This window comes from Pseudomonas sp. YeP6b (genome assembly GCF_025642995.1).
GTDB lineage: Bacteria > Pseudomonadota > Gammaproteobacteria > Pseudomonadales > Pseudomonadaceae > Aquipseudomonas.
Window position 1 is genome coordinate 563,300 of sequence record NZ_CP080090.1, and the last position, 20,400, is coordinate 583,699.

Genomic DNA, 20,400 nt, shown 5'->3' on the forward strand with positions numbered 1-20,400 from the left:
ATCATTACCTTGCTGGTTCAGGGCGCGCGGGAACCGCGCGATGGGCAAGGTGAATGAAGCGCTTGGGGTATTAACCGAATCTACTGTCAGAATTGACAGTGCCGACGAGTGGCGCATCGCCCTGGTGGGGGCGATGCATGTATGCGGCGATTTGAACGGCACTCAGCGTTTGTTAAGCACTCGCGCCAACCGATCCCCGCCCAACTGAATCACCGCCACCAGAATCACCAGCAGCACGATCACCGTCAGCATGATCTGCGTATCAAATCGCTGGTAGCCATAACGGTAGGCAATATCACCCAAGCCGCCCGCGCCAATCGCACCGGCCATGGCCGATGAGTTGATCATTGTCACCAACGTAATCGTGAACCCGCCGACGATGCCCGGCAGCGCCTCCGGTAACAGCACATGCCAGATGATGTGCCAGCGGCGGCAGCCCATGGCTTGCGCGGCTTCGATCAAGCCGTGGTCGACCTCACGCAGGCTCACTTCGCCAATGCGCGCGAAGAACGGCGTGGCGGCGATGGTCAGCGGTACTACAGCCGCCCACACACCATAGGTCGTGCCGACGATCAGTCGGGTAAACGGGATCAGCGCCACCATCAGGATCAAAAACGGAATAGAGCGGAACAGGTTGACGAATGCGCCCAGCACGCGGTTCAGCGCGGGTGCCTGATAGATGCCGCCTTTGTCACTGGTGACCAAAAACACCGCCAACGGAATCCCCACCAACAACGCGATCAACGACGACACACCGACCATCAACAAGGTGTCGATGGCGCCCTGCAATAAACGATCAAACCACATAGCCCAGCACCTCCACCTGTTGCGCCCAACGCCCGGCAAGGGTGCGCAGTTCTTCGGCGTTGTGCGGTGAGCCACTCACCGCCAACAGCAATTGCCCCAGGGCATGCCCCTGGATCCGTTCTACGCCGCCTTGCAGCAAGCGCACGCGCCCGCCGAGGGCGTTGAACAACGCAGCCAGGTCGGGCTCATCGGCGGCGCTGCCGGTGAACTGCAGGCGCAGCACCAACGCCGCGTCGGCCGAGGTTTGGGTGCGTTGCAGACGGCTTTGCAGTTCTTCCGGCAGCCCGTGTTGCAGCGGCGCCAGCAACGTTTTGCTGACCTCGTGTTGCGGGTTGCCGAACACTTGCCACACCGGGCCCTGCTCAACGATTCTGCCGTGTTCGAGCACCACCACGCGGTCGCAGATTTCGCGAATCACCGCCATTTCATGGGTGATCAACACGATGGTCAGGCCCAGGCGCTGGTTGATCTCGCGCAGCAGGCCGAGGATCGACTGAGTGGTCTCCGGGTCGAGGGCCGAGGTGGCTTCGTCGCATAGCAGGATCTGCGGGTCATGCACCAGCGAACGGGCGATGCCCACGCGCTGTTTCTGGCCGCCGGAGAGCTGCGCCGGATAGGCCTTGTGCTTGTCCTGCAAGCCCACCAGTTCCAGCAGCTCGCGCACTTTTTGCTCGCGCTGCGGCTTGGGCACGCCGGCGACTTTCAGCGGCAGCTCGACGTTCTGCCAAACCGTTTTGGCCGACATCAAGTTGAAGTGCTGGAAGATCATGCCGATGCGCCGACGCAGCGCCACCAGGCGGTCTTCGTCGAATTCGCCGATGTCCACCTGATCGATCAACACCCGCCCGCTGCTGGGCTGTTCCAGGCGGTTGATGGTGCGGATCAGCGAGGACTTACCGGCGCCGCTGCGGCCAATGATGCCGAACACTTCGCCGCGCTGGATAGCAAGGTCGATGCCTTGCAGTGCATGCACAGTGCCGTCATAGGTTTTGCCCAGGTTGATAAAGCGCACATGGGCGCGGTTCAAATCCGGGTGCAGTTCGGTCTGCTCGGCGTCCCTGGGCGGTAAACCCAGGTCGCGCAGTTGAGTGTTGGCGGCGGTCATTTTTTATCTTCCCAGCCCACTTGGTAGAGCTTGCCGAGGGATTTATCCAACGCGGCACGCACTACTGGCGAGTGCTGGTAGATGTCGACGAACTTGATCACGCGCGGGTCGGTTTTGCTTTTAGGCTGGATTACAAATTGAATCACGTATTCCGGGTGGTCGAGGCCGTCGAACAGCAGCGCCGACTCGGCATCGAAGGTCTTGGACAGGCGGATATACGCCGGGTAGCCCTGCACCAGGTCAGCGTCGTCATAGGCGCGTACCAGTTGTACGGCTTCCACCTGCAGGATCTTGATCTTTTTCGGGTTGGCGACGATGTCTTCTTCGGTGGCCTTGTAGCCCACGCCCGGCGTGAGGGTGATCAGCCCGGCCTTGGCCAGCAGTTGCAGGCCGCGGCCGCTGTTGATCGGGTCGTTGGCGATTGCCACGCTGGCGCCTTGGGGCAGGTCATTGAAGCTTTTGTACTTCTTCGAATACAGCCCGACGTTGTTGATGATGCCCGGCGCGTACGGCACCAAGTCAAAACCGGCGGCGGCCTTGGCGTTTTCCAGGAACGGGATGTGCTGGAAGTAGTTCACGTCGATATCGCCGGCGGCCAGGCTGACGTTGGGCGCGATCCAGTCGGTGAATTCCACCAGCTCGACCTTCAGGCCCTGCTTGCCGGCCTCGGCGACGGCGGCTTCCAGAGGAATCGCGAAGGCGGGGGTGGTGCCGACTTTTAACGGTGCATCGGCGGCAAACACTGCCGAGCTGAATAAACCGAGGGCCAGGGCCAGTGCTTTGACTGGGTGGGTGAGCAGTGTCTTTTTCATAATGGTTTTCCAGTCATAAGGGGGTTAGTTAAGAACAATGCGGTCTACTGTGGGAGCTGGCTTGCCTGCGATAGCGGTCTGTCAGGCACAAATTTTTAGCTGATCTACTGCTATCGCAAGCAAGCCCGCTCCCACATTTTTTGATTAGTGACGGTAGGTAGAACCGGTGTGTTGTTCGGGTAAGCGAGCGGAGCCTTGGAACACTTTTTCGCGCAGCGTTCCCTGCTCGTAAGCGGTCTTGTACGACCCCCGACGCTGCAACTCCGGCACCACCAGGTCGATAAAGTCCACATAGCTTTCCGGCGTCACAATGCGCGTGAGGTTGAAGCCATCCAGCCCGGTTTCACTGACCCACGATTCCAGCTCATCGGCGACCTGTTCGGGCGAGCCGACCAAGGTGATATAGCGCCCGCCGAGGGCGTGCTGTTCGAGCAATTTGCGCCGGGTCCAGTCGTTGTTCTGCAGGTTCTTGGTGGCCGACTGGATCGCGTTGCTCTTCACGTACTGGATCGGTTCATCGATCTCGTATTGGGCAAAATCAATCGCCGTCGATGCCGAGAAATGCGCCACACCGGCCTCCGGGCTGGCATAGCTCAGGTACTCGGCGTGCTTGGCCCAGGCCAGCGCTTCGGTGGCACCCACGATCACGTTGAGGCCCATGAACACCTTGATGTCCTCCGGGTTACGCCCGGCCTCGACCGCGCTGGCGCGCACCTTGTCCACTTGGGCCTTGGTCGCGGCCTTGTTCTGGCCGCTGATGAACACGCACTCGGCATGCTGGCCGGCGAACAGCAAGCCCCGCTCTGAACTGCCGGCCTGGAACAGCACCGGCGTGCGTTGCGGCGACGGCTCGCAGAGGTGATAACCCTCGACCTGATAGAACTCGCCGTGGTGTTCGACCTTGTGCACCTTGCCCGGCTGCGCATAGACCCGTTGTTGCGGATCGTTGATGACCGCGTCGTCTTCCCAGCTGCCTTCCCAGAGTTTGTACAGCACCTGGAGGTATTCATCGGCCTGGTCGTAGCGCCGGTCATGCTCAACCTGTTCGGTCAGGCCCATGGCCTTGGCGGCACTGTCGAGGTAGCCGGTGACGATGTTCCAGCCGACCCGGCCACGGCTCAGGTGGTCGAGGGTGGACATCCGCCGGGCGAACAGATACGGCGGCTCGTAGGTGAGGTTGGCGGTGAGGCCGAAGCCAAGATTTTTGGTGACGGCGGCCATGGCCGAGACCAGCAGCAGTGGGTCATTGACCGGCAGTTGGATCGATTCTTTGAGCGGCACGTCGATGGAGTTCTGGTAAACGTCGTACACGCCGACGATGTCGGCGATAAACAAACCATCGAATAGCCCGCGTTCGAGGGTTTGCGCCAGGTCAGTCCAGTACTCGACGGTTTTGTACTGCGTCGAGGTGTCCCGTGGATGCGTCCACAGGCCGTGGTTGATGTGCCCGATGCAGTTCATGTTGAAGGCATTGAGCAGGATTTTTTTCTTCGCCATTTAGAGGGTCCCCCGCAGTGGCGGGTTTTCATCATTGAGGTAGTAATTGCCCACCGCGTGGTACTTCCAGCGCACCGGGTCGTGCAGGGTATGCACGCGGGCGTTGCGCCAGTGGCGATCGAGGCCGTGTTCGGCCAAGGTCGCCTGGCTGCCGGCGAGTTCGAACAAGGTGCTGCCGGCGGCCAGCGAGATCTCGGTGCTCAGTGCGCGCGCTTCGGCGACGGCAATGGACGCGGCGGCAACGGTCTCGGCCGTGCTGTCGGCCTGGGCGCGGTCGAGGAATTCGCCCGAGCGTTCCAGCAACGCTTGCGCCGCGTGAAGGCGGATGCTCAGGTGGCCGAAGCTTTTGAGCGTCAACGGGTCTTCGGTGGCCTTGTCGTTGCCGGAATCGATCCACGGGCGGGTCTTGGTGCGCACAAAGTGCAGCGCGTCCTCGAAGGCGGCGCGGGCGATGCCGGTGTCGATGGCGGCGTGAAGGATCTGCGCCAGCGGGCCGACGGTGGTCGGGCGCTCGAAGGCGCTCTGGAACGGGATCACGTCTTGCGCTGCGACCCACACGTTGTCGAACACCACCGAGCCGCTGCCGGTGGTGCGCTGGCCGAAGCCGCTCCAGTCGTCGATTACGCTCAGGCCTTCGCTGTCACGGGGCACAAACGCCAGTTGCTGCACGCCGTGTTCATCCACCACCGAGGTGGGGATGCGTTGGGCGTAGATGGCGCCGGTGGAGTAGAACTTGCGGCCGGTGATGCGAAAACCGTCACCGTCGCGGGTGATTTTGGTCACGCGGTCGTGAGCGGTTTTGGTGCCCAGCTCCGCCAAGGCATTGCCGAAACGTTGGCCGGCAAGCACTTCGGCATACAGGCGTTTTTGCTGCGCCGGGCTGCCATTCACGCGCAGCACTTCCAGGGCGTAGAAGTGGTTTTGCGGGATCTGGCCCAGCGACGCATCCGCTTGGGCAATCAACGCAATAACCTTGGCCAGGGTGACGTTGGACACACCGGCACCGCCGTGCTCCTTCGGTACGCTGATGCCCCACAGGCCAGAGCGCGAAAACACGTCCAGCTCGGGCAGCGGCAGGCGACGTTCGCGGTCGCGCTGGGCGCTGTCGCGACGGAAATCTTCGGCCAGGTCGCTGGCGACAATGAGGGCTTGTTCGTCGCTGGTGATGACCGCGACGTTAGGGGAAAAAGTCATAAGTTTCTCCAGAGGTCTGGTCGGTCAGATCCAGGAATGTCGAGCAGGCAAAGTGCCGTTCAGTCGATAAGCGCCCACGGCGTGGTACTTCCAGCGCACCGGGTCGTGCAGGGTGTGCACCCGGGCGTTGCGCCAGTGGCGGTCAAGGTTGAATTCAGCGAGGGTGGCGCGGCTGCCGGCCAATTCGAAGAGCTTTTCGCTGACCAGCAACGACACTTCAGTGGTCAGCACTTTCGCCTCGGCCACGGCAATCGAAGCCCGTGCAGCGGATTGCGCGGTGATCGGCGCGGCACTGACCTCGTCCAGCACCTTGCCGGCCTTGCGCAACAGGGCTTCGGCGGCGTGCAGTTCGATTTTCAGCTTGCCGATGTCGGCGATTACATACAAATCATCACTGGCGCGTTCGACCTTGGCGTCGATCCACGGGCGTGAGCGTTCACGCACGAATGCGATGGTGTCATCGAGCGCACCACGGGCGATGCCGGCGTCGATGGCGGCCTGGATCAATTGCGAGACGGCGCCCTGGATATTCGGGCTTTCGCCGATGCGCCAGTTCTCCACTACCAACTCCGCGTCCACCGGCACTCGGTCGAGCAGTACGGTGCCGCTGGCGGTGGTGCGTTGGCCAAAGCCCGACCAATCGTCAACGATGCGCAGCCCTTCGCTGCCACGGCGCACAAAGGCCATGACCTGCTTGCCGTCATCGTTCAGCGCCTTGACCACCACCCAATGGGCAAACAGCGCGCCGGTGGAATAGAACTTCTGGCCGCTGATCACGTAGCCGTCGCCTTCAGCGGTGATGCGCGCCTTGAGCTCCAGGGTGTTTTTAGTGCCGCGTTCCGGGCCGCCGTTGCCGATGCGCCAGCCGTCGAGGACGCTCTGGAACAGCTGCTTTTTCTGGCGTTCGGTGGCGGCGCCCTGCACCAGGTGCAGGATGCCGAAATGGTTCTGCGGGATCTGCCCCAGGGCTGGGTCCGCCGCGCTGATGATCGCGAACACGTCGGCCAAGGTGGTGAAAGACACCTGTGGGCCGCCGTATTCACGGGGAATGGAAATACTGCCCAACCCGCTGCGGGTAAATTGTTCGATTTGTGCCCATGGCAGCTTGCGCTGCTGGTCGCGCTTGGCCGCTTGCAGGCGCGCGGCCTGGGCCAATTCATGGGCTGCGCTCAACGCTTGCGCGTCGTTGCGCAGCACAGCGGCCGGCAACAGCAATGGGGCTACATCCAGATCACTCTGGGGGGGTGTTAGAGCCAAGTTAGACATCAGCGCCGCTCCTTGGCTGCACGTAATGCCCTGGCGTTATGCACCGGGGTAATTCTGACCATACCGACCTCGCATTCAATGAAATAGAAACAGAAAAATCAGAGATGTCCGGTGGTCCGGTGCATATACCCTAAGCGCGTTAAATTTTTAAATAAACTAACTTATAGGAATATGCATAGAAGGGCTGTCACCCAGGTTCGCACGGTGAACCGGGTTGGCGCGGTTGGTAGGTCGACGCGGCCCTGGCCGGACGGGGCGGCGTCTGTGGAGAGCAGGTGGCAATGGTCAGGCTGCGCACCGGTGCCCAGCGTGAATTATTACCGACACGGTCAAGGATGCAGTACGTCACGTCCAGGCGGCTGTCGTCGCCCGCTTCGATGATCACCGTTGAGGGCACCCATACGTGTACCGCCAGGCCGACGCCTTTGGCTTGGATTGTCGGCAGGTCCAGACGCACGTCACCCCACCGCAGGGTAATGGCGTCGCCGCTTGCCATATTCAGGTACGGCTCGATGGTCAGCGGAATACCGCGCCGTACCTGGCTGCCATTGATGCCGTAGCGTCGGATCGTGTCGGGCAGGCTCACAGGGGCGAGGTTCTGGTTTTCGTCGCGCAAGAGCGCCGAAGGCTGGCCCCCTGGGTAGTTGGTTTTTACCTGCACGTGCGTGATGGCTGAGCATGCCGGGCCGTGGCCGATCTGCATGACTTGGTAGTGAACCTGCGCCAGTCCGTCCAGCACAAAACTTTCCGGAACCCGCAGGCGTGTGGGTGTGCCGATTTTGCACGCGGTCACGCGCCGAGCGTCGGCAAAGCAGTTGTTCCAGAACAACTCGATCAGGTCGCCTTCCTCCATGCCGGGGTAGGGGGCGATGTCCACCTGCAGTTGGGTGGCGGCGAGGGCATTGATGCCATGTGGATGAGCCTGTGGCAGGGTCGGGGCGGTGAGCAGGGCCGGGGTTGCAGTGCGCGTCATAAGTAATCTCCTTGATGCAGCCAGCAGCAATCGTTCCGGCGCCCGTGGCGCGGTTGTGCGCAGGGTGCCGAAAGGAACGATTCAGTGAATAGCCGGGATAGGATCCAATCCTCTGGGCGCTAGATAAGAGGGTTGGCCGGGGGGCGTCAATGGCGGCAAAGGGCTAAACGGCGGGTTGGGGTAGATTCAGACGAGTCTGACGAGGCGGGGGATTTTGAGGCGGGTACAGCGGTGATTTTTATGCGTTGCAATGAGGATTTCGTGTAGGAGCGGCTTATTGTGACGAGGGAGCTTGCACCCGCTGTAGCGCGAAGCGCTCCCAAGATTTTGGGGCGGCTACGCAGCCCAGCGGGAGCAAGCTCCCTCGCCACAGTGCGGGCCTGCTCTGAGGAAATTAATGAGCCAGAAACTTGCTCAAGAACTGCTTGGTTCGTTCTTCCTTGGGGTTGGCAAACAACGCCTTGGCTTCGCCCTGTTCCACGATCACGCCCTTGTCGAAGAAGATCACCCGGTTGGCTACATCGCGGGCAAAGCTCATTTCGTGGGTGACGATAACCATGGTGCGGTTTTCTTCGGCCAGGCTGCGGATGGTCGCCAGCACTTCGCCGACCAACTCCGGGTCGAGGGCCGAGGTGGGTTCGTCGAACAGGATCACCTCCGGCTCCATGGCCAGTGCACGGGCAATCGCCACCCGCTGTTGCTGGCCGCCGGACAAGCGCCTCGGGTAAGACTCTTCTTTACCCGCCAGGCCGACTCTGGCCAGCAGCTTGCGACCCAGTGCAATCGCGGCCTCGCGCGGCATCTTCTTGACCACGATCGGGCCTTCGATGACGTTTTCCAGCGCGGTGCGGTGCGGGAACAGGTTGAAGTTCTGGAACACGAAACCCACGTGCTGGCGCAAGCGCCGCACCAGGCCTTGTTGCTGGTTGAGCGGCTTGTTGCTGTCGATCTCGATGTCACCCACCTTGATGCGGCCGCTGGTGGGTTCTTCGAGGAAGTTCAGGCAGCGCAGGAAGGTGGTCTTGCCGGAACCGCTGGGGCCAATGATGGCGACCACTTCGCCCTCCTTGACCTCAAGGTCGATCCCGTTGAGCACCACCTGACCTTTGAATTGTTTGGTCAGTTTTTCAACCACGATCATGCTTCAAGACTCCAGGTCATGCCGGTTGACCCGGTCTTCCAGACGATTTTGAAAATGCGCCAGGATGCTCGCCAGTACCCAGTAGATCAGAGCGGCGGACAGATACATGGTGAAAATTTCGAAGGTACGCGCCGACACCAGTTGCGCCTGGCGAAACAGCTCCGGCACCTGAATGGTGGCGGCCAGCGCCGTGTCCTTGACCAGCGAAATAAAGCTGTTGCCCAGCGGCGGCAGCGCGGTGCGCATCGCCTGCGGCAGGATGGCCCGGCGCAAGGTCTGCGCGCGGGTCATGCCGATACTGGCTGCCGCTTCCCACTGGCCGCGCTCGATGGAGCTGATCGCGGCGCGCAGGATTTCACAGGCATAAGCGGCCATGTTCAGCGAGAAGCCGATCATGGCGGCCGGAATCGGGTCCAGCTCGATGCCCACTTGCGGCAAGCCGTAGTAGATCAAAAACAGCTGCACCAGCAAGGGCGTGCCGCGAAAGAACGACACGTAGACGCGGGCAATCCAACTGACCAGCTTGAAGCGTGACAACCGCATCAGGGCCAGGCCGAAGCCCAGCAGCAGGCCGAAGAACATTCCGCCCAGGCTAAGAATCACCGTGTAGTACGCGCCCTTGAGCAGAAAGGGCGCGGAGTCCAGCGCGAGTTGGAAACCTGCTTCCATTATTGAGTGACGTCAGCGTTGAAGTACTTCTCGGACAGCTTCTTCAAGGTGCCGTCGGCGCGCAGCTTGTCGAGGGCCTTGTTCACCGCGTCGAGCAGTTCAGGCTCGCCTTTGCGCAGGGCAATACCGGCTTCCTGACGGGAGAAGGCATCACCGGCTGCTGCGGTGTCCGGGGCTTTCTTGGCGTACTCAAGTGCCGCCAGGCGGTCGATCAGGATGGCGTCAATACGACCGATGCGCAGGTCCTGGAACTTGGTTGGGTCATCGTTGTAGGTCTTGATGATGGCTTTAGGTTGGTTGTCCTTGAGCCATTGTTCGTAGTTGGTGCCCAGGCCTACGCCGACTTTTTTGCCGGCCAAGTCGTCGGCAGTCTTGATGGTGTCGACGTTTTTCTTCAGCACCAGCGCCTGAATACCGGAAACGGTGTAGGGCTTGGAGAAGTCGTACTTCTTCTGGCGCTCTTCGGAGATGGTCACTTGGTTGATCACGGCGTCCAGGCGCTTGGACTCCAGGGCCGCGAGGATGCCGTCCCACGGCGTGGCTTGCAGCTTGACCTTCACGCCCAGCTCCTTGGCCAGCGCTTCGGACAGCTCCACTTCGAAACCGCTGAGCTTGCCGCTCTCATCGACAAAGCTGAACGGCGGGTAGGTGCCTTCCAGGCCGATCTTGATCTCGCCGGCTTTCTTGATGTTGCCCAGCTGCTCACCAGCGATGGCTTGGCCCATCAGGCCAGCCCCGAGTGCCAAGCCCAATGTGCCAACCAGCAACGTGCGACGCAATACAGAAATAGTCATGAACAGCCCCTGTGTTTTTATGGTGAGCGAAGCAGGTGACGCAGTAGTCGTATCCTGCCTTAAAGCGCGAAGCGCGTCTTCGCCTTCGGCGCGACTATAAAGCGAGTTTTTAAGACTTGAAAATAATATAAATATAATTTGTTATGCTTTTTTAGAATATGACATTCAATCTAATGTGGGAGCAGGCAAGCCAGCTCCCACATCTGGTCCGTGTTCAGTCCGTTAGAACAGAGTCATAAGCAAACAACGCCGGCGCCCCGCCGGTATGCAGGAAAATAATCGGACCGCCCTCAAACCGCTGCCGCCCGATGCCATCCAGCAAACCGGCCATGGCTTTGCCCGTGTAGACCGGGTCCAACAGCAGGCCTTCCTGGCTCGCCAATAGCTTGACCGCAGCGAGGGTGCCGGCGTTCGGTTCGCCGTAGCGCGGGCCGAAATATTCGTCCCACAAAATCACGTTGAACGCCTCGGGGATATCCACGCCGAGCAATTCGGCGGTGCGTTCGGCCAGGCCCTGCACTTTCGGGAACTGAGCTTGCTCGGTGCGTGACACCGTAATGCCCACCACCGGCAAATTCGGCAGCACTTCACTCAAGGCCAGGGCGAGGCCGCTGTGGGTGCCGGCACTGCCCGAGGCGAGTACCACAGCGGCGAATTCAATCCCGCTGTCTTCGATCTGCCCGGCCAGTTCCAGCCCGGCGCGTACATAGCCGAGGGCGCCGAGAGCATTGGAACCGCCGATAGGCACCAGGTACGGCTTTTTACCGTTGCTGCGCAGGCGATCGGCGAGGGCGTTGAGTTGCTCGTCGACGTTGTCGAGGTTCTCGACCAATTCAACCTTGGCGTCGAACAGCTCCAGCAGCAGGCGGTTGCCGTTGGCCAGGTAGTTAGGGTCTTCGGTACCAGTGGGGTTTTCCAGCAGCGCAACGCAGCCCAGGCCGAGCTTGGCGGCCAGCGCAGCGGTTTGGCGCACGTGGTTGGACTGGATGGCGCCGGCAGTTACCAAGGTGTCGGCACCCTGGGCGATGGCATCGGCGGCCAGGTATTCAAGTTTGCGCAGTTTGTTGCCGCCCATGGCCAGCGGCGTGGTGTCGTCGCGTTTGACGTAGATGTCCCTGCCCAGCCAGGCCGACAGCCGCTCGAGTTTTTCCAGGGCAGTGGCGCCGCCCAGCAGTTCCAGGCGGTTAAAACGGTCGAGCTGTTGTTTGATCATGGCTACGCACGGTGGCTAAGTGATTGGGCGACTATAGGCAGGCACTTTTCATCGGGCAACCGCCAATCGCTTATTCCGTCTGGTTCTTTGCATCACACCATTGGTTCTTAAGGGCGGCCAGGGTGCATACCGTAAAGTGATGGCCATTACGTCAGGAGTGAATACCGTGAGTGAGCGTTCCAGCCATTGGCAATTGCAGACCATCGTCAGCCAACTGCGCGGCGCCCGGGACCAGTGGCGTACGCGCAATGGCCGCTTGAGTGGCGAGCACGGCGGCCGAGAGTTGCCGTCGCGCGAGGCGGTGGCGCAGATTCTTGAGTCGCTGTGCGGCGCGCTGTTTCCGATGCGCCTGGGGCCGGTGGACTTGCGCGAGGAAAGTGAAGATTTCTACGTCGGCCATACCCTCGACGTCGCCTTGAATGCCTTGTTCGGCCAGGCGCGCCTGGAGCTGCGCTACGCCGCACGCCAGGGCGGCGAGGATGACAGCGCGGTCGACGCCCTGGCTATCCGCCTGATCCAGGATTTTGCCCTGGCCTTGCCTTCCCTGCGCAGCCTGCTGGACACCGACGTGTTGGCCGCCTACCACGGCGACCCGGCCGCCCGCAGTGTGGATGAAGTGCTGCTGTGCTACCCGGGGATTCTGGCGGTGATTCACCATCGCCTGGCGCACCACTTATATCGCGCCGGGTTGCCACTGCTGGCGCGGATCAGCGCGGAGATTGCCCACTCGGCCACCGGCATCGACATTCATCCCGGCGCGCAGATCGGCCCGAGTTTCTTTATCGACCACGGCACGGGCGTGGTGATTGGCGAAACCGCGATCATCGGCGAGCGAGTGCGCATTTATCAGGCGGTGACCTTGGGCGCCAAGCGCTTCCCGGCGGATGAGGACGGGCAGTTGCAGAAGGGCCATCCACGCCATCCGATTGTTGAGGACGATGTGGTGATTTATGCCGGGGCGACGATCCTGGGGCGAATTACCATCGGCAAGGGCTCGACGATTGGCGGCAATGTGTGGCTAACCCGCAGCGTGCCGGCGGGGGCGAATATTACCCAGGCGAATTTGCAGCATGAGGATGGGGCGCAGAAGTAGTGCTTGAGCCACACACCCGATCCAATGTGGGAGCTGAATTGCCTGCGGTAGCGGTATGTCTGATCCGCCGCCATCGCAGGCAAGCCAGCCCCCACATTGGGCTGCATTTCAAATTTGAACCGGTTTTCACTCAGCCATCGCTGAACGATTTGCCATCTCCACCCGTCATACCAGTCCTTGAGCTAGTGTAGAAATTGTCTACCGCTCAGCCCTGCGATTAGTCCCAGACCGCCTATCCATGTTTAACTTGAATGTTCGTTCAAGTTAAACCGGTGGTTCGCTGCCCGCTCACAACAGGAGGCTTACCTTTGCTGAGTCCGTTATTTACAGCCACATCCCACACCGTAGGGGTGCATCGTTCATGAGTGCATCGTCCACCCCATCCAGCGGCATGGTGCGCATGAATGCGCCCGTTTTCTACTTTGCCGCCAGCTTCATCCTGCTATTTGGCATCACGGTCATCGCGATCCCGCAACAGGCCGGTGCCTGGCTGCTGGCCGCGCAAAACTGGGCGGCCAACACGGTCGGCTGGTATTACATGCTGGCGATGACCCTGTATCTGGTCTTCGTGGTGGTCACCGCGCTATCGGGCTACGGCAAGATAAAACTCGGTGCCGACCACGACGAACCCGAATTCAGTTACCTGTCCTGGGCCGGCATGCTGTTCGCCGCTGGGATCAGCATCACGCTGTTTTTCTTCTGTGTGTCCGAGCCGCTGACGCACCTGGTGCAACCGCCTCAGGGCGCGCCGATGAACGCCGATGCTGCCCGCCAGGCCATGCAGATCCTGTTTCTGCACTGGGGCCTGCACGGCTGGGGCGTGTTCGCCTTTGTCGGCATGGCCCTGGCGTATTTCGCCTACCGGCATAACCTGCCGCTGGCGTTGCGCTCGGCGCTTTACCCGCTGATTGGTAAGCGCATCAATGGCCCTATCGGCTACGCGGTGGATGGCTTCGGCATCATCGCCACGGTGTTTGGCCTCGGCGCCGACATGGGCTTTGGTGTGTTGCACCTCAACTCCGGGCTGGATTACCTGTTCGGCATTGCCCACACCCAGTGGATCCAGGTCGGCCTGATCACGCTGATGATGGGCGCCGCGATCCTCGTCGCCGTTGCTGGCGTGGACAAGGGCGTGCGGGTGATGTCCGACATCAACATGCTGCTGGCTTGCGCGCTGCTGCTGTTTGTATTGTTCGCCGGGCCCACCCAGCACTTGCTCAACACCCTGATCCAGAACATCGGTGACTACCTCGGTGCTTTGCCGACCAAGAGTTTCGATGTGTACGCCTACGACAAACCCAGCGACTGGCTGGGCGGTTGGACGGTGTTCTACTGGGCCTGGTGGATCGCATGGTCGCCGTTCGTGGGCCTGTTTATCGCGCGTATTTCCCGTGGCCGCACTATCCGTGAGTTCGTCTTTGGCGTGCTGCTGATCCCGCTCGGCTTCACGCTGGCGTGGATGTCGATCTTTGGCAACAGTGCCATCGACCAAGTGCTCAACCACGGGATGACCGCGCTCGGCCAGTCGGCCATTGATGACCCGTCGATGAGCCTCTACCTGCTGCTGGAAACCTACCCGTGGAGCAAGACGGTCATCGCGGTCACGGTGTTTATCAGCTTCGTGTTCTTCGTCACCTCAGCCGACTCCGGCACCGTGGTGCTGTCGACCCTGTCGTCCAAAGGCGGCAACGCCGATGAAGACGGGCCGAAATGGCTACGCGTGTTCTGGGGCGCGATGACTGCATTGGTCACCAGTGCCTTGCTGTTCGCCGGCAGTATCGACTCGCTGAAATCCGCGGTGGTGCTGACCTCGTTGCCGTTCTCGCTGATCCTGTTGCTGATGATGTGGGGGCTGCACAAGGCGTTCTACCTCGAATCGCAAAAACAGATCGCCCAGATGCATTCCCTCGCGCCGGTGTCCGGTTCACGCAAAGGCACGGGCGGTTGGCGCCAGCGTCTGACCCAGGCCGTGCATTTCCCGTCGCGCGATGAGGTGTACCGGTTCCTTGAAACCACGGTGCGCCCGGCGATCGAAGAAGTGACGGCGGTGTTTGTCGAAAAAGGCCTCAACGTCGTCACCCAGCCCGACCCGTCCAACGACAGCGTCAGCCTGGAAATCGGCCACGGCGAAGAGCATCCGTTCGTGTATCAGGTGCAGATGCGTGGCTATTTCACGCCGTCCTTTGCACGCGGTGGCATGGGCTCCAAGCAGCTCAACAACCGTCGCTATTATCGGGCGGAAGTGCACTTGAGTGAGGGCAGCCAGGACTACGACTTGGTGGGCTACACCAAGGAGCAGATCATCAACGACATCCTCGACCAGTACGAGCGTCACCTGCAGTTCCTGCACCTGGTGCGCTAGTCCCCTGTGCTCGCCCGTGATCGCATCAGCTCGGTGTTTGAGATACACCGAGTTGCCTGCATCGCGGGCAAGCCCGCGCCCACAAAAAAGCCCGCAAAGCCCCGTCCTACGGGGCTTTCTTAAATTTAATTTCATTCGCTCAAGCCCCGGTTTGACGCGCAACTGTCATCTGGCCACTGCGTAATTGTGTGAAGCGTTTGACGCTTTCATTTCAGAACAGTGACGGAGACCGGTAACAATGAAGACGTTAATAAGCCCCATGGTGGGTGTCGCCATGGCGAGCTTTATGCTGTCCGCCCACGCCGATTTTATTGACGACAGCCACGCCGATGTGACCTTGCTCAACCGCTACCTCAACCAGCAAGGGCGTGATGTGGTGAACAGCAACGCCAAGGCCCACAGCGTGCGTGATTGGGGCCAGGGTTTCGAGTTCAACTTCAAGTCCGGCTACACCGATGGGCCGGTCGGGTTTGGTCTGGACTTGCAGGCGTTCTACGGCTTGAAACTGGACTCCGGTGGTGACCTCAACGACAAGGATCACCAGGGCCGTTACCCCGGCAGTATGTTCCCGTTGGACGACGGCAAATCCGCCGACCAGTTTGGCGTGCTGAGCCCCACGTTCAAGATGCGCTTCGCCAAGGATGAGCTGCGCGTGGGCACGCTGTACGGCAACAACCCAGTGCTGGCCAACACTGACGGGCGCCTGTACCAGCAGACCAATACCGGTGTGCAACTGGTGTCCAAGGACCTCAGCGACTTCACCTTTACCGGTGGCGATATCTTCAAGACCAAGATTCGCAACGAAACCGGCGACCAGGGCATGATCACCGCCGGCGGTACCCAAGAAAGTGATCGCTTCCTGTTCGGCGGTGCGGATTACACCGGCATCCAGAACACCACCGTCAGCCTGTGGTATTCCAACCTTGAGGATTACTACCAGCAGTTCTTCCTCGGCGCCAAGCGTCATGACGCATTGTCTGTGGGCGCGATCGACACCGACGTGCGGGTGTTCCGCAGCCTCGGTGTGAGCGCCAACGCCGATGGCGACAAGGACTTTGCCGGGGCCGGCCTCTACGGTGACGGCACCAGCAAAGGCCGCATCAACCAGACCACCGCCAGCTTGCTTGAGAGCTACAGCCTGGACGGCCATACCGTGGGCCTTGGCATCCAGAAAAACAGCGGCGACAGCGACTTCCCGTACCTCGATTCCGGCCTGAACAGCGGTGACGCGCGCCAGGGCCCAGGCTCAGGTGCCGACACCCCGGCACTGACCAACATGCAGTTGAACAAATTCCAGCACGCGGGCGAACGCACCTGGCTTGCGCAGTACAAATATGACTTCGGCAAACTCGGCCTCGCTGGCCTGACGTTCTCCGCCGCCTATGCCCACGGCGATGACATCCGCACTGCACAAGGCACCACCAGCGAATGGGAACGCAACATTGCGGTGGCCTACCAAGTACCGACCGGCACCCTCAAAGGGCTTGGCGTGACCTGGAAAAACGCGCACGCCAGCCCGGACATTACCGGTGCCACCGTGCAAGATGAAAATCGCTTCTATGTCAGCTATGTCGTTCCACTCTGGTAGGTAATTGCTGTAAAACGGAAGGGCATAGTTAAGCGATTCAGCGGGTTAAAAGGCCTGGGAATATCGTTATTCCCAGGCCTTATTTGCCCTAAGCCCAGAGAGGATTCGATGACGTATATTGCTGCCGAAAACCGCTATGAATCTATTCCCTATCGCCGCGTAGGCCGCAGTGGATTGGTGCTACCTGCACTGTCCTTGGGGCTGTGGCACAACTTTGGCGACAGCACCCCAATCGACACCCAGCGCGCTTTGCTGCGCACCGCGTTCGACCTGGGGATCAACCACTTCGACCTGGCCAACAACTATGGCCCGCCCTACGGCAGCGCCGAGATCAACTTCGGCCGTTTGCTGCGCGAAGACTTCAAGCACTACCGCGATGAATTGATCATCTCCAGCAAAGCCGGTTGGGACATGTGGCCCGGCCCTTACGGCCAGGGCGGCGGTTCGCGCAAATACATACTGGCGAGCCTGGACCAGAGCCTGCAACGCCTGGGCGTCGACTACGTGGATATTTTCTACTCCCACCGTTTTGACCCCGACACCCCGCTGGAAGAAACCGCCAGCGCCCTCGCTACCGCCGTGCAACAAGGCAAGGCGTTGTACATCGGTATCTCGTCTTATTCAGGCGTGAAAACCCGTGAAATCGCAGCCTTGCTCAACGAGTGGAAAGTGCCGCTGCTGATCCACCAGCCGGCCTACAACCTGCTTAACCGCTGGGTGGAAAAAGACCTGCTGGAGACCACCGAAGAACTCGGTGCCGGGGTGATTGCGTTCACGCCGCTGGCCCAGGGTTTGCTCACCGACAAGTACCTCAATGGCGTGCCGGCGGATGCGCGGGTTAACCGCCCGGGTGGCGGCTCGTTACAGGCCAAGCACCTGTCCGAAGCCAACATCGCCCACGTGCGTGCGCTGAATGAAATCGCCAAGCGTCGCGGCCAGAGTTTGGCGCAACTGGCGTTGGCCTGGACCCTGCGTGACCCACGGGTGACCAGTGCGCTGATCGGCGCAAGCCGGCCGGAGCAGATCATCGAGAACGTAGGGGCGTTGAAGAACTTGAGCTTCAGCGTGGAAGAGCTGGCGGAGATTGATCGGTTTGCGCAGGAAGGCGGGATTAACCTGTGGGAGAAGCCATCCACCGCTGAATAACCCACCACATTGTTCCCACGCTCTGCGTGGGAATGCCCCCTGTGACGCTCCGCGTCACGGCTCTAGAAGCAGGCGCAGAGCGCCGTGGGCTGCGTTCCCACGCAGAGCGTGGGAACGAGCTGGCAGGCATAACTCGGTCAATGTGGGAGCGGGCTTGCCCGCGATGACGGTGTTTCAGCCGATGAAGATATTGGCTGACCCACCGCTATCGCAGCGATGCGGCGACCCGACAAGCCAGCTCCCACAGTTGATTTGCGGTGTGGCTTAGAAGGGTACGTCGCCCAAAATCGTCGCCCGATGCATCACCCGCCGCTGCGGCCGGTAGTCATCCACCGCGTAATGCTGGGTCACGCGGTTATCCCAGAACGCGACGTCATTCTCCTGCCAGCGCCAGCGAATGGTGAATTCGGGGCGGGTCGCGTGGGCGAAAAGCAGCTTCAAAATCGCTTCGCTTTCGGCCGGCTCCAGCTCGTTGATCTTGGTGGTAAACCCATCGCTGACAAACAGCGACTTGCGCCCACTCACCGGATGCGTGCGCACCACCGGGTGCGACAGCGGTGGGTTTTTCTTGCGGGTTTCTTCCCTGCGGGCCAAGTCCTCGACGGTGTTGCCAAAGCGCTCCAGCGGGAAGGATTTGGTGAAGTCGTGGGTGGCAGTCAATCCGTCGAGCAGCCGCTTGAGCGGCGCCGACAGCGCCTCATACGCTGCAATCCCGCTGGCCCACAGCGTATCGCCGCCAAACGCCGGCAACAGCTTGGCACTCAGTACCGCGCCGAGGGCCGGAGTGGGCAGGAAGGTCACGTCGGTGTGCCACACCGCGTTGTCGCGCACGTCGGTGACGGCGGTGTCGAGGATCAGCACTTCGGGCTGTTCCGGCACGTTGGGGTAAATCGGATGAATATGCAGGTCGCCAAAATTCGCCGCGAACCGCGCCTGTTGCTGCGGGTTGATGGCTTGGTCTCTGAAGAACAGCACCGAGTGCTTGAGCAACGCCTGCTCGATGGCGTCGCGTTCTTCAAGGTTCAGCGGCTGGGTGATATCGACGCCACTGATCAGGGCGCCCAAGGCGGTGCTTATTGGCGTAACGGTCAGGCTGCTCATGCGGTTCTCACTCAGTGTGCCTGGCCATGCCAAGGCACTAGTTTACGCTGCAGGGCACGCAGGCCCATTTCCATGGCGAAGGCGATCAGGGCGATCACCAGAATCCCCAGCACCACCACATCGGTGACCAGGAACTGCGCCGCCGACTGCACCATGAAGCCCAGGCCGCTGGTGGCTGCGATCAGCTCGGCGGCGACCAATGTCGACCAGCCCACACCCAGGCCGATGCGCACACCGGTGAGAATGTCGGGCAGGGCACTCGGCAGGATTACATGGCGAATCAGCTGGGCACGGGTGGCGCCCAACGACTGCGCGGCACGCAGCTTGGCGGGGTCGACCGTGCGCACGCCAGTCGCAGTGGCGATGGCGATGGGCGCAAAGATCGCCAGGTAAATCAGCAGCACCTTGGACAGCTCGCCGATGCCGCACCAGATCACGATCAGCGGCAAGTAGGCCAAGGGCGGAATCGGCCGGTAAAACTCGATCAGCGGGTCGAGAATGCCGCGCGCGATGCGGTTGGAACCGATGGCAATGCCCACCGGCACGGCGGTCAGCACCGCAAAACCGAGGCCCAGGCCGATACGCTGCAGGCTTGCGCCCAAGTGCTGCCACAAGGTGGAGTCCATGTAGCCGGTGGTCGCCAGCAGCCAGCCTTTTTGCAGCACAGCGGACGGCGGTGGCAGGAACAACGGTTCGATCAAGCCGGTGGCGGTCACCGCCCACCAGATCGCCAGCAAGACGACCAAGGTGAGTACGCTGACCCAACGTGTGCTCAGGCTGCGACGCACCGGAATAACCGCGTGCGCTGCCGGCTTGGCGGCGGTGGCGGGGAGTTCGTAGCTGCTCATGCGGACACCTGCCGTTGCGAGAACACTTTGCTCAGCACGTGTTCGCGGGTTTCGATAAAGCGCGGGTCGGACTTGATCGCCCGCGCCGATTCACCGGCGGCGTAGCGCTGGCCGAAGTCCAGGTGCAGTCGCTCGACGATCTGGCCGGGGTTGGGCGCCAGCAGGATCAAATCGGTGGCGAGGAACACCGCTTCTTCAATGTCGTGGGTAATCAGGAACACCGGCTTGGCCGTGCGCCGCCAGACTTGCAGGAGCAATTCCTGCATTTGTTCGCGGGTGAAAGCATCGAGGGCGCCGAAGGGTTCGTCCATCAGCAACACTCGCGGGTCGGCCGCCAGGGCGCGGGCCAGGCCCACACGTTGCTTTTGGCCGCCGGAAAGCTGCCAGATGCGCCGGCTGCCGAAACCCGCCAGGTCGACCAGCGCGAGCATTTCCCGGGCGCGCACTTCGCGTTGCGCCTTGGGCACGCCAGCCAGTTCGAGGCCGAAGCCGACGTTAGCCAGTACGTCCTGCCAGGGCAGCAGGGCGTCGTCCTGGAACACCACGCCGCGCTCGGCGCTTGGGCCTTTGACCGGCACGCCATCGAGGGTGATGCGCCCGGCAGAGGGTTCAACAAAGCCGGCAATCAGGTTCAACAGCGAAGTCTTGCCACTGCCGGACGGGCCCAGGGCCACCAGCAATTGCTGGGGCCCAAGGTCCAGTGAAATGTCAGACAGTACCGGTTCTGTGGCGCCTGGGTACTGTGCGCTGATGCGCTCCAGTTGTAGCAAGGCCATCGCAATGAACTCCTG

The 20,400-nt window shown here is 61.2% G+C and carries 18 protein-coding genes; 4 read left to right on the top strand and 14 right to left on the bottom strand.

The features are described 5' to 3' along the window. Positions 1-162: 162 nt before the first annotated feature. From KZH41_RS02485 to KZH41_RS02535, 11 genes are all read right to left on the bottom strand, one after another. Positions 163-807, bottom strand: a complete 645-nt coding sequence (locus KZH41_RS02485; protein ID WP_094950856.1) for a methionine ABC transporter permease — start codon at positions 805-807, stop codon at positions 163-165. After that, positions 797-1,912 (bottom strand): methionine ABC transporter ATP-binding protein, encoded by a 1,116-nt coding sequence (locus KZH41_RS02490; protein WP_094950857.1) that lies wholly within the window; start codon positions 1,910-1,912, stop codon positions 797-799. The genes KZH41_RS02485 and KZH41_RS02490 overlap by 11 nt, the downstream gene beginning before the upstream one ends. Further along, positions 1,909-2,724: a MetQ/NlpA family ABC transporter substrate-binding protein gene (locus KZH41_RS02495; RefSeq protein WP_094950858.1), complete on the bottom strand. Its 816-nt coding sequence runs from the start codon at positions 2,722-2,724 to the stop codon at positions 1,909-1,911. Before KZH41_RS02495 ends, KZH41_RS02490 begins: the two co-directional genes overlap by 4 nt. A gap of 144 nt (positions 2,725-2,868) precedes the next feature. Next, positions 2,869-4,221, bottom strand: a complete 1,353-nt coding sequence (locus tag KZH41_RS02500) for an LLM class flavin-dependent oxidoreductase (protein ID WP_094950859.1) — start codon at positions 4,219-4,221, stop codon at positions 2,869-2,871. Next, positions 4,222-5,415 (bottom strand): SfnB family sulfur acquisition oxidoreductase, encoded by a 1,194-nt coding sequence (locus KZH41_RS02505; RefSeq protein ID WP_242153897.1) that lies wholly within the window; start codon positions 5,413-5,415, stop codon positions 4,222-4,224. A 24-nt stretch (positions 5,416-5,439) separates the two neighbouring features. Continuing rightward, positions 5,440-6,681 (bottom strand): SfnB family sulfur acquisition oxidoreductase, encoded by a 1,242-nt coding sequence (locus KZH41_RS02510; protein WP_263274323.1) that lies wholly within the window; start codon positions 6,679-6,681, stop codon positions 5,440-5,442. A 187-nt stretch (positions 6,682-6,868) separates the two neighbouring features. Further along, on the bottom strand, positions 6,869-7,654 hold the full coding sequence (locus KZH41_RS02515) for a hypothetical protein (protein ID WP_094950862.1): 786 nt from the start codon (positions 7,652-7,654) through the stop codon (positions 6,869-6,871). A 394-nt stretch (positions 7,655-8,048) separates the two neighbouring features. After that, positions 8,049-8,795, bottom strand: coding sequence for an L-cystine ABC transporter ATP-binding protein TcyN (gene tcyN / locus KZH41_RS02520; protein WP_083355796.1), 747 nt, complete (start codon positions 8,793-8,795; stop codon positions 8,049-8,051). Between the two features lie 3 nt (positions 8,796-8,798). Next, a complete protein-coding gene (tcyL, locus tag KZH41_RS02525; protein ID WP_242153899.1) occupies positions 8,799-9,464 on the bottom strand; it encodes a cystine ABC transporter permease in 666 nt (221 codons plus the stop codon). Further along, positions 9,464-10,258 (bottom strand): cystine ABC transporter substrate-binding protein, encoded by a 795-nt coding sequence (gene tcyJ / locus KZH41_RS02530; protein WP_094950864.1) that lies wholly within the window; start codon positions 10,256-10,258, stop codon positions 9,464-9,466. Before tcyJ ends, tcyL begins: the two co-directional genes overlap by 1 nt. A gap of 214 nt (positions 10,259-10,472) precedes the next feature. After that, positions 10,473-11,471, bottom strand: a complete 999-nt coding sequence (locus KZH41_RS02535; protein ID WP_263274324.1) for a D-cysteine desulfhydrase — start codon at positions 11,469-11,471, stop codon at positions 10,473-10,475. A gap of 166 nt (positions 11,472-11,637) precedes the next feature. Here KZH41_RS02535 and epsC point away from each other — a divergent pair, with 166 nt between their 5' ends. From epsC to mgrA, 4 genes are all read left to right on the top strand, one after another. Then, the gene (gene epsC, locus KZH41_RS02540) at positions 11,638-12,564 is read left to right on the top strand and encodes a serine O-acetyltransferase EpsC (protein ID WP_094950866.1); all 927 of its coding nucleotides are present in this window, start codon (positions 11,638-11,640) and stop codon (positions 12,562-12,564) included. A 400-nt stretch (positions 12,565-12,964) separates the two neighbouring features. Further along, positions 12,965-14,926: a choline transporter BetT gene (betT, locus tag KZH41_RS02545; RefSeq protein WP_176462930.1), complete on the top strand. Its 1,962-nt coding sequence runs from the start codon at positions 12,965-12,967 to the stop codon at positions 14,924-14,926. A 259-nt stretch (positions 14,927-15,185) separates the two neighbouring features. After that, a complete protein-coding gene (locus KZH41_RS02550; RefSeq protein ID WP_263275078.1) occupies positions 15,186-16,514 on the top strand; it encodes an OprD family porin in 1,329 nt (442 codons plus the stop codon). 108 nt (positions 16,515-16,622) lie between these two features. Beyond that, a complete protein-coding gene (gene mgrA, locus KZH41_RS02555) occupies positions 16,623-17,660 on the top strand; it encodes an L-glyceraldehyde 3-phosphate reductase (protein ID WP_094950869.1) in 1,038 nt (345 codons plus the stop codon). Between the two features lie 264 nt (positions 17,661-17,924). On the opposite strand, the gene tauD is transcribed toward mgrA, so the two are convergent. The 3 genes from tauD to tauB are packed head-to-tail and all read right to left on the bottom strand — an operon-like array spanning position 17,925 to position 20,385. Next, positions 17,925-18,761 (bottom strand): taurine dioxygenase, encoded by an 837-nt coding sequence (gene tauD, locus KZH41_RS02560; RefSeq protein ID WP_263274325.1) that lies wholly within the window; start codon positions 18,759-18,761, stop codon positions 17,925-17,927. A gap of 11 nt (positions 18,762-18,772) precedes the next feature. Further along, entirely contained in the window at positions 18,773-19,609 is an 837-nt protein-coding gene (gene tauC, locus KZH41_RS02565; RefSeq protein WP_094950871.1) for a taurine ABC transporter permease TauC, read from the bottom strand. Then, positions 19,606-20,385: a taurine ABC transporter ATP-binding subunit gene (gene tauB, locus KZH41_RS02570; RefSeq protein WP_094950872.1), complete on the bottom strand. Its 780-nt coding sequence runs from the start codon at positions 20,383-20,385 to the stop codon at positions 19,606-19,608. Before tauB ends, tauC begins: the two co-directional genes overlap by 4 nt. Positions 20,386-20,400: the final 15 nt, after the last annotated feature.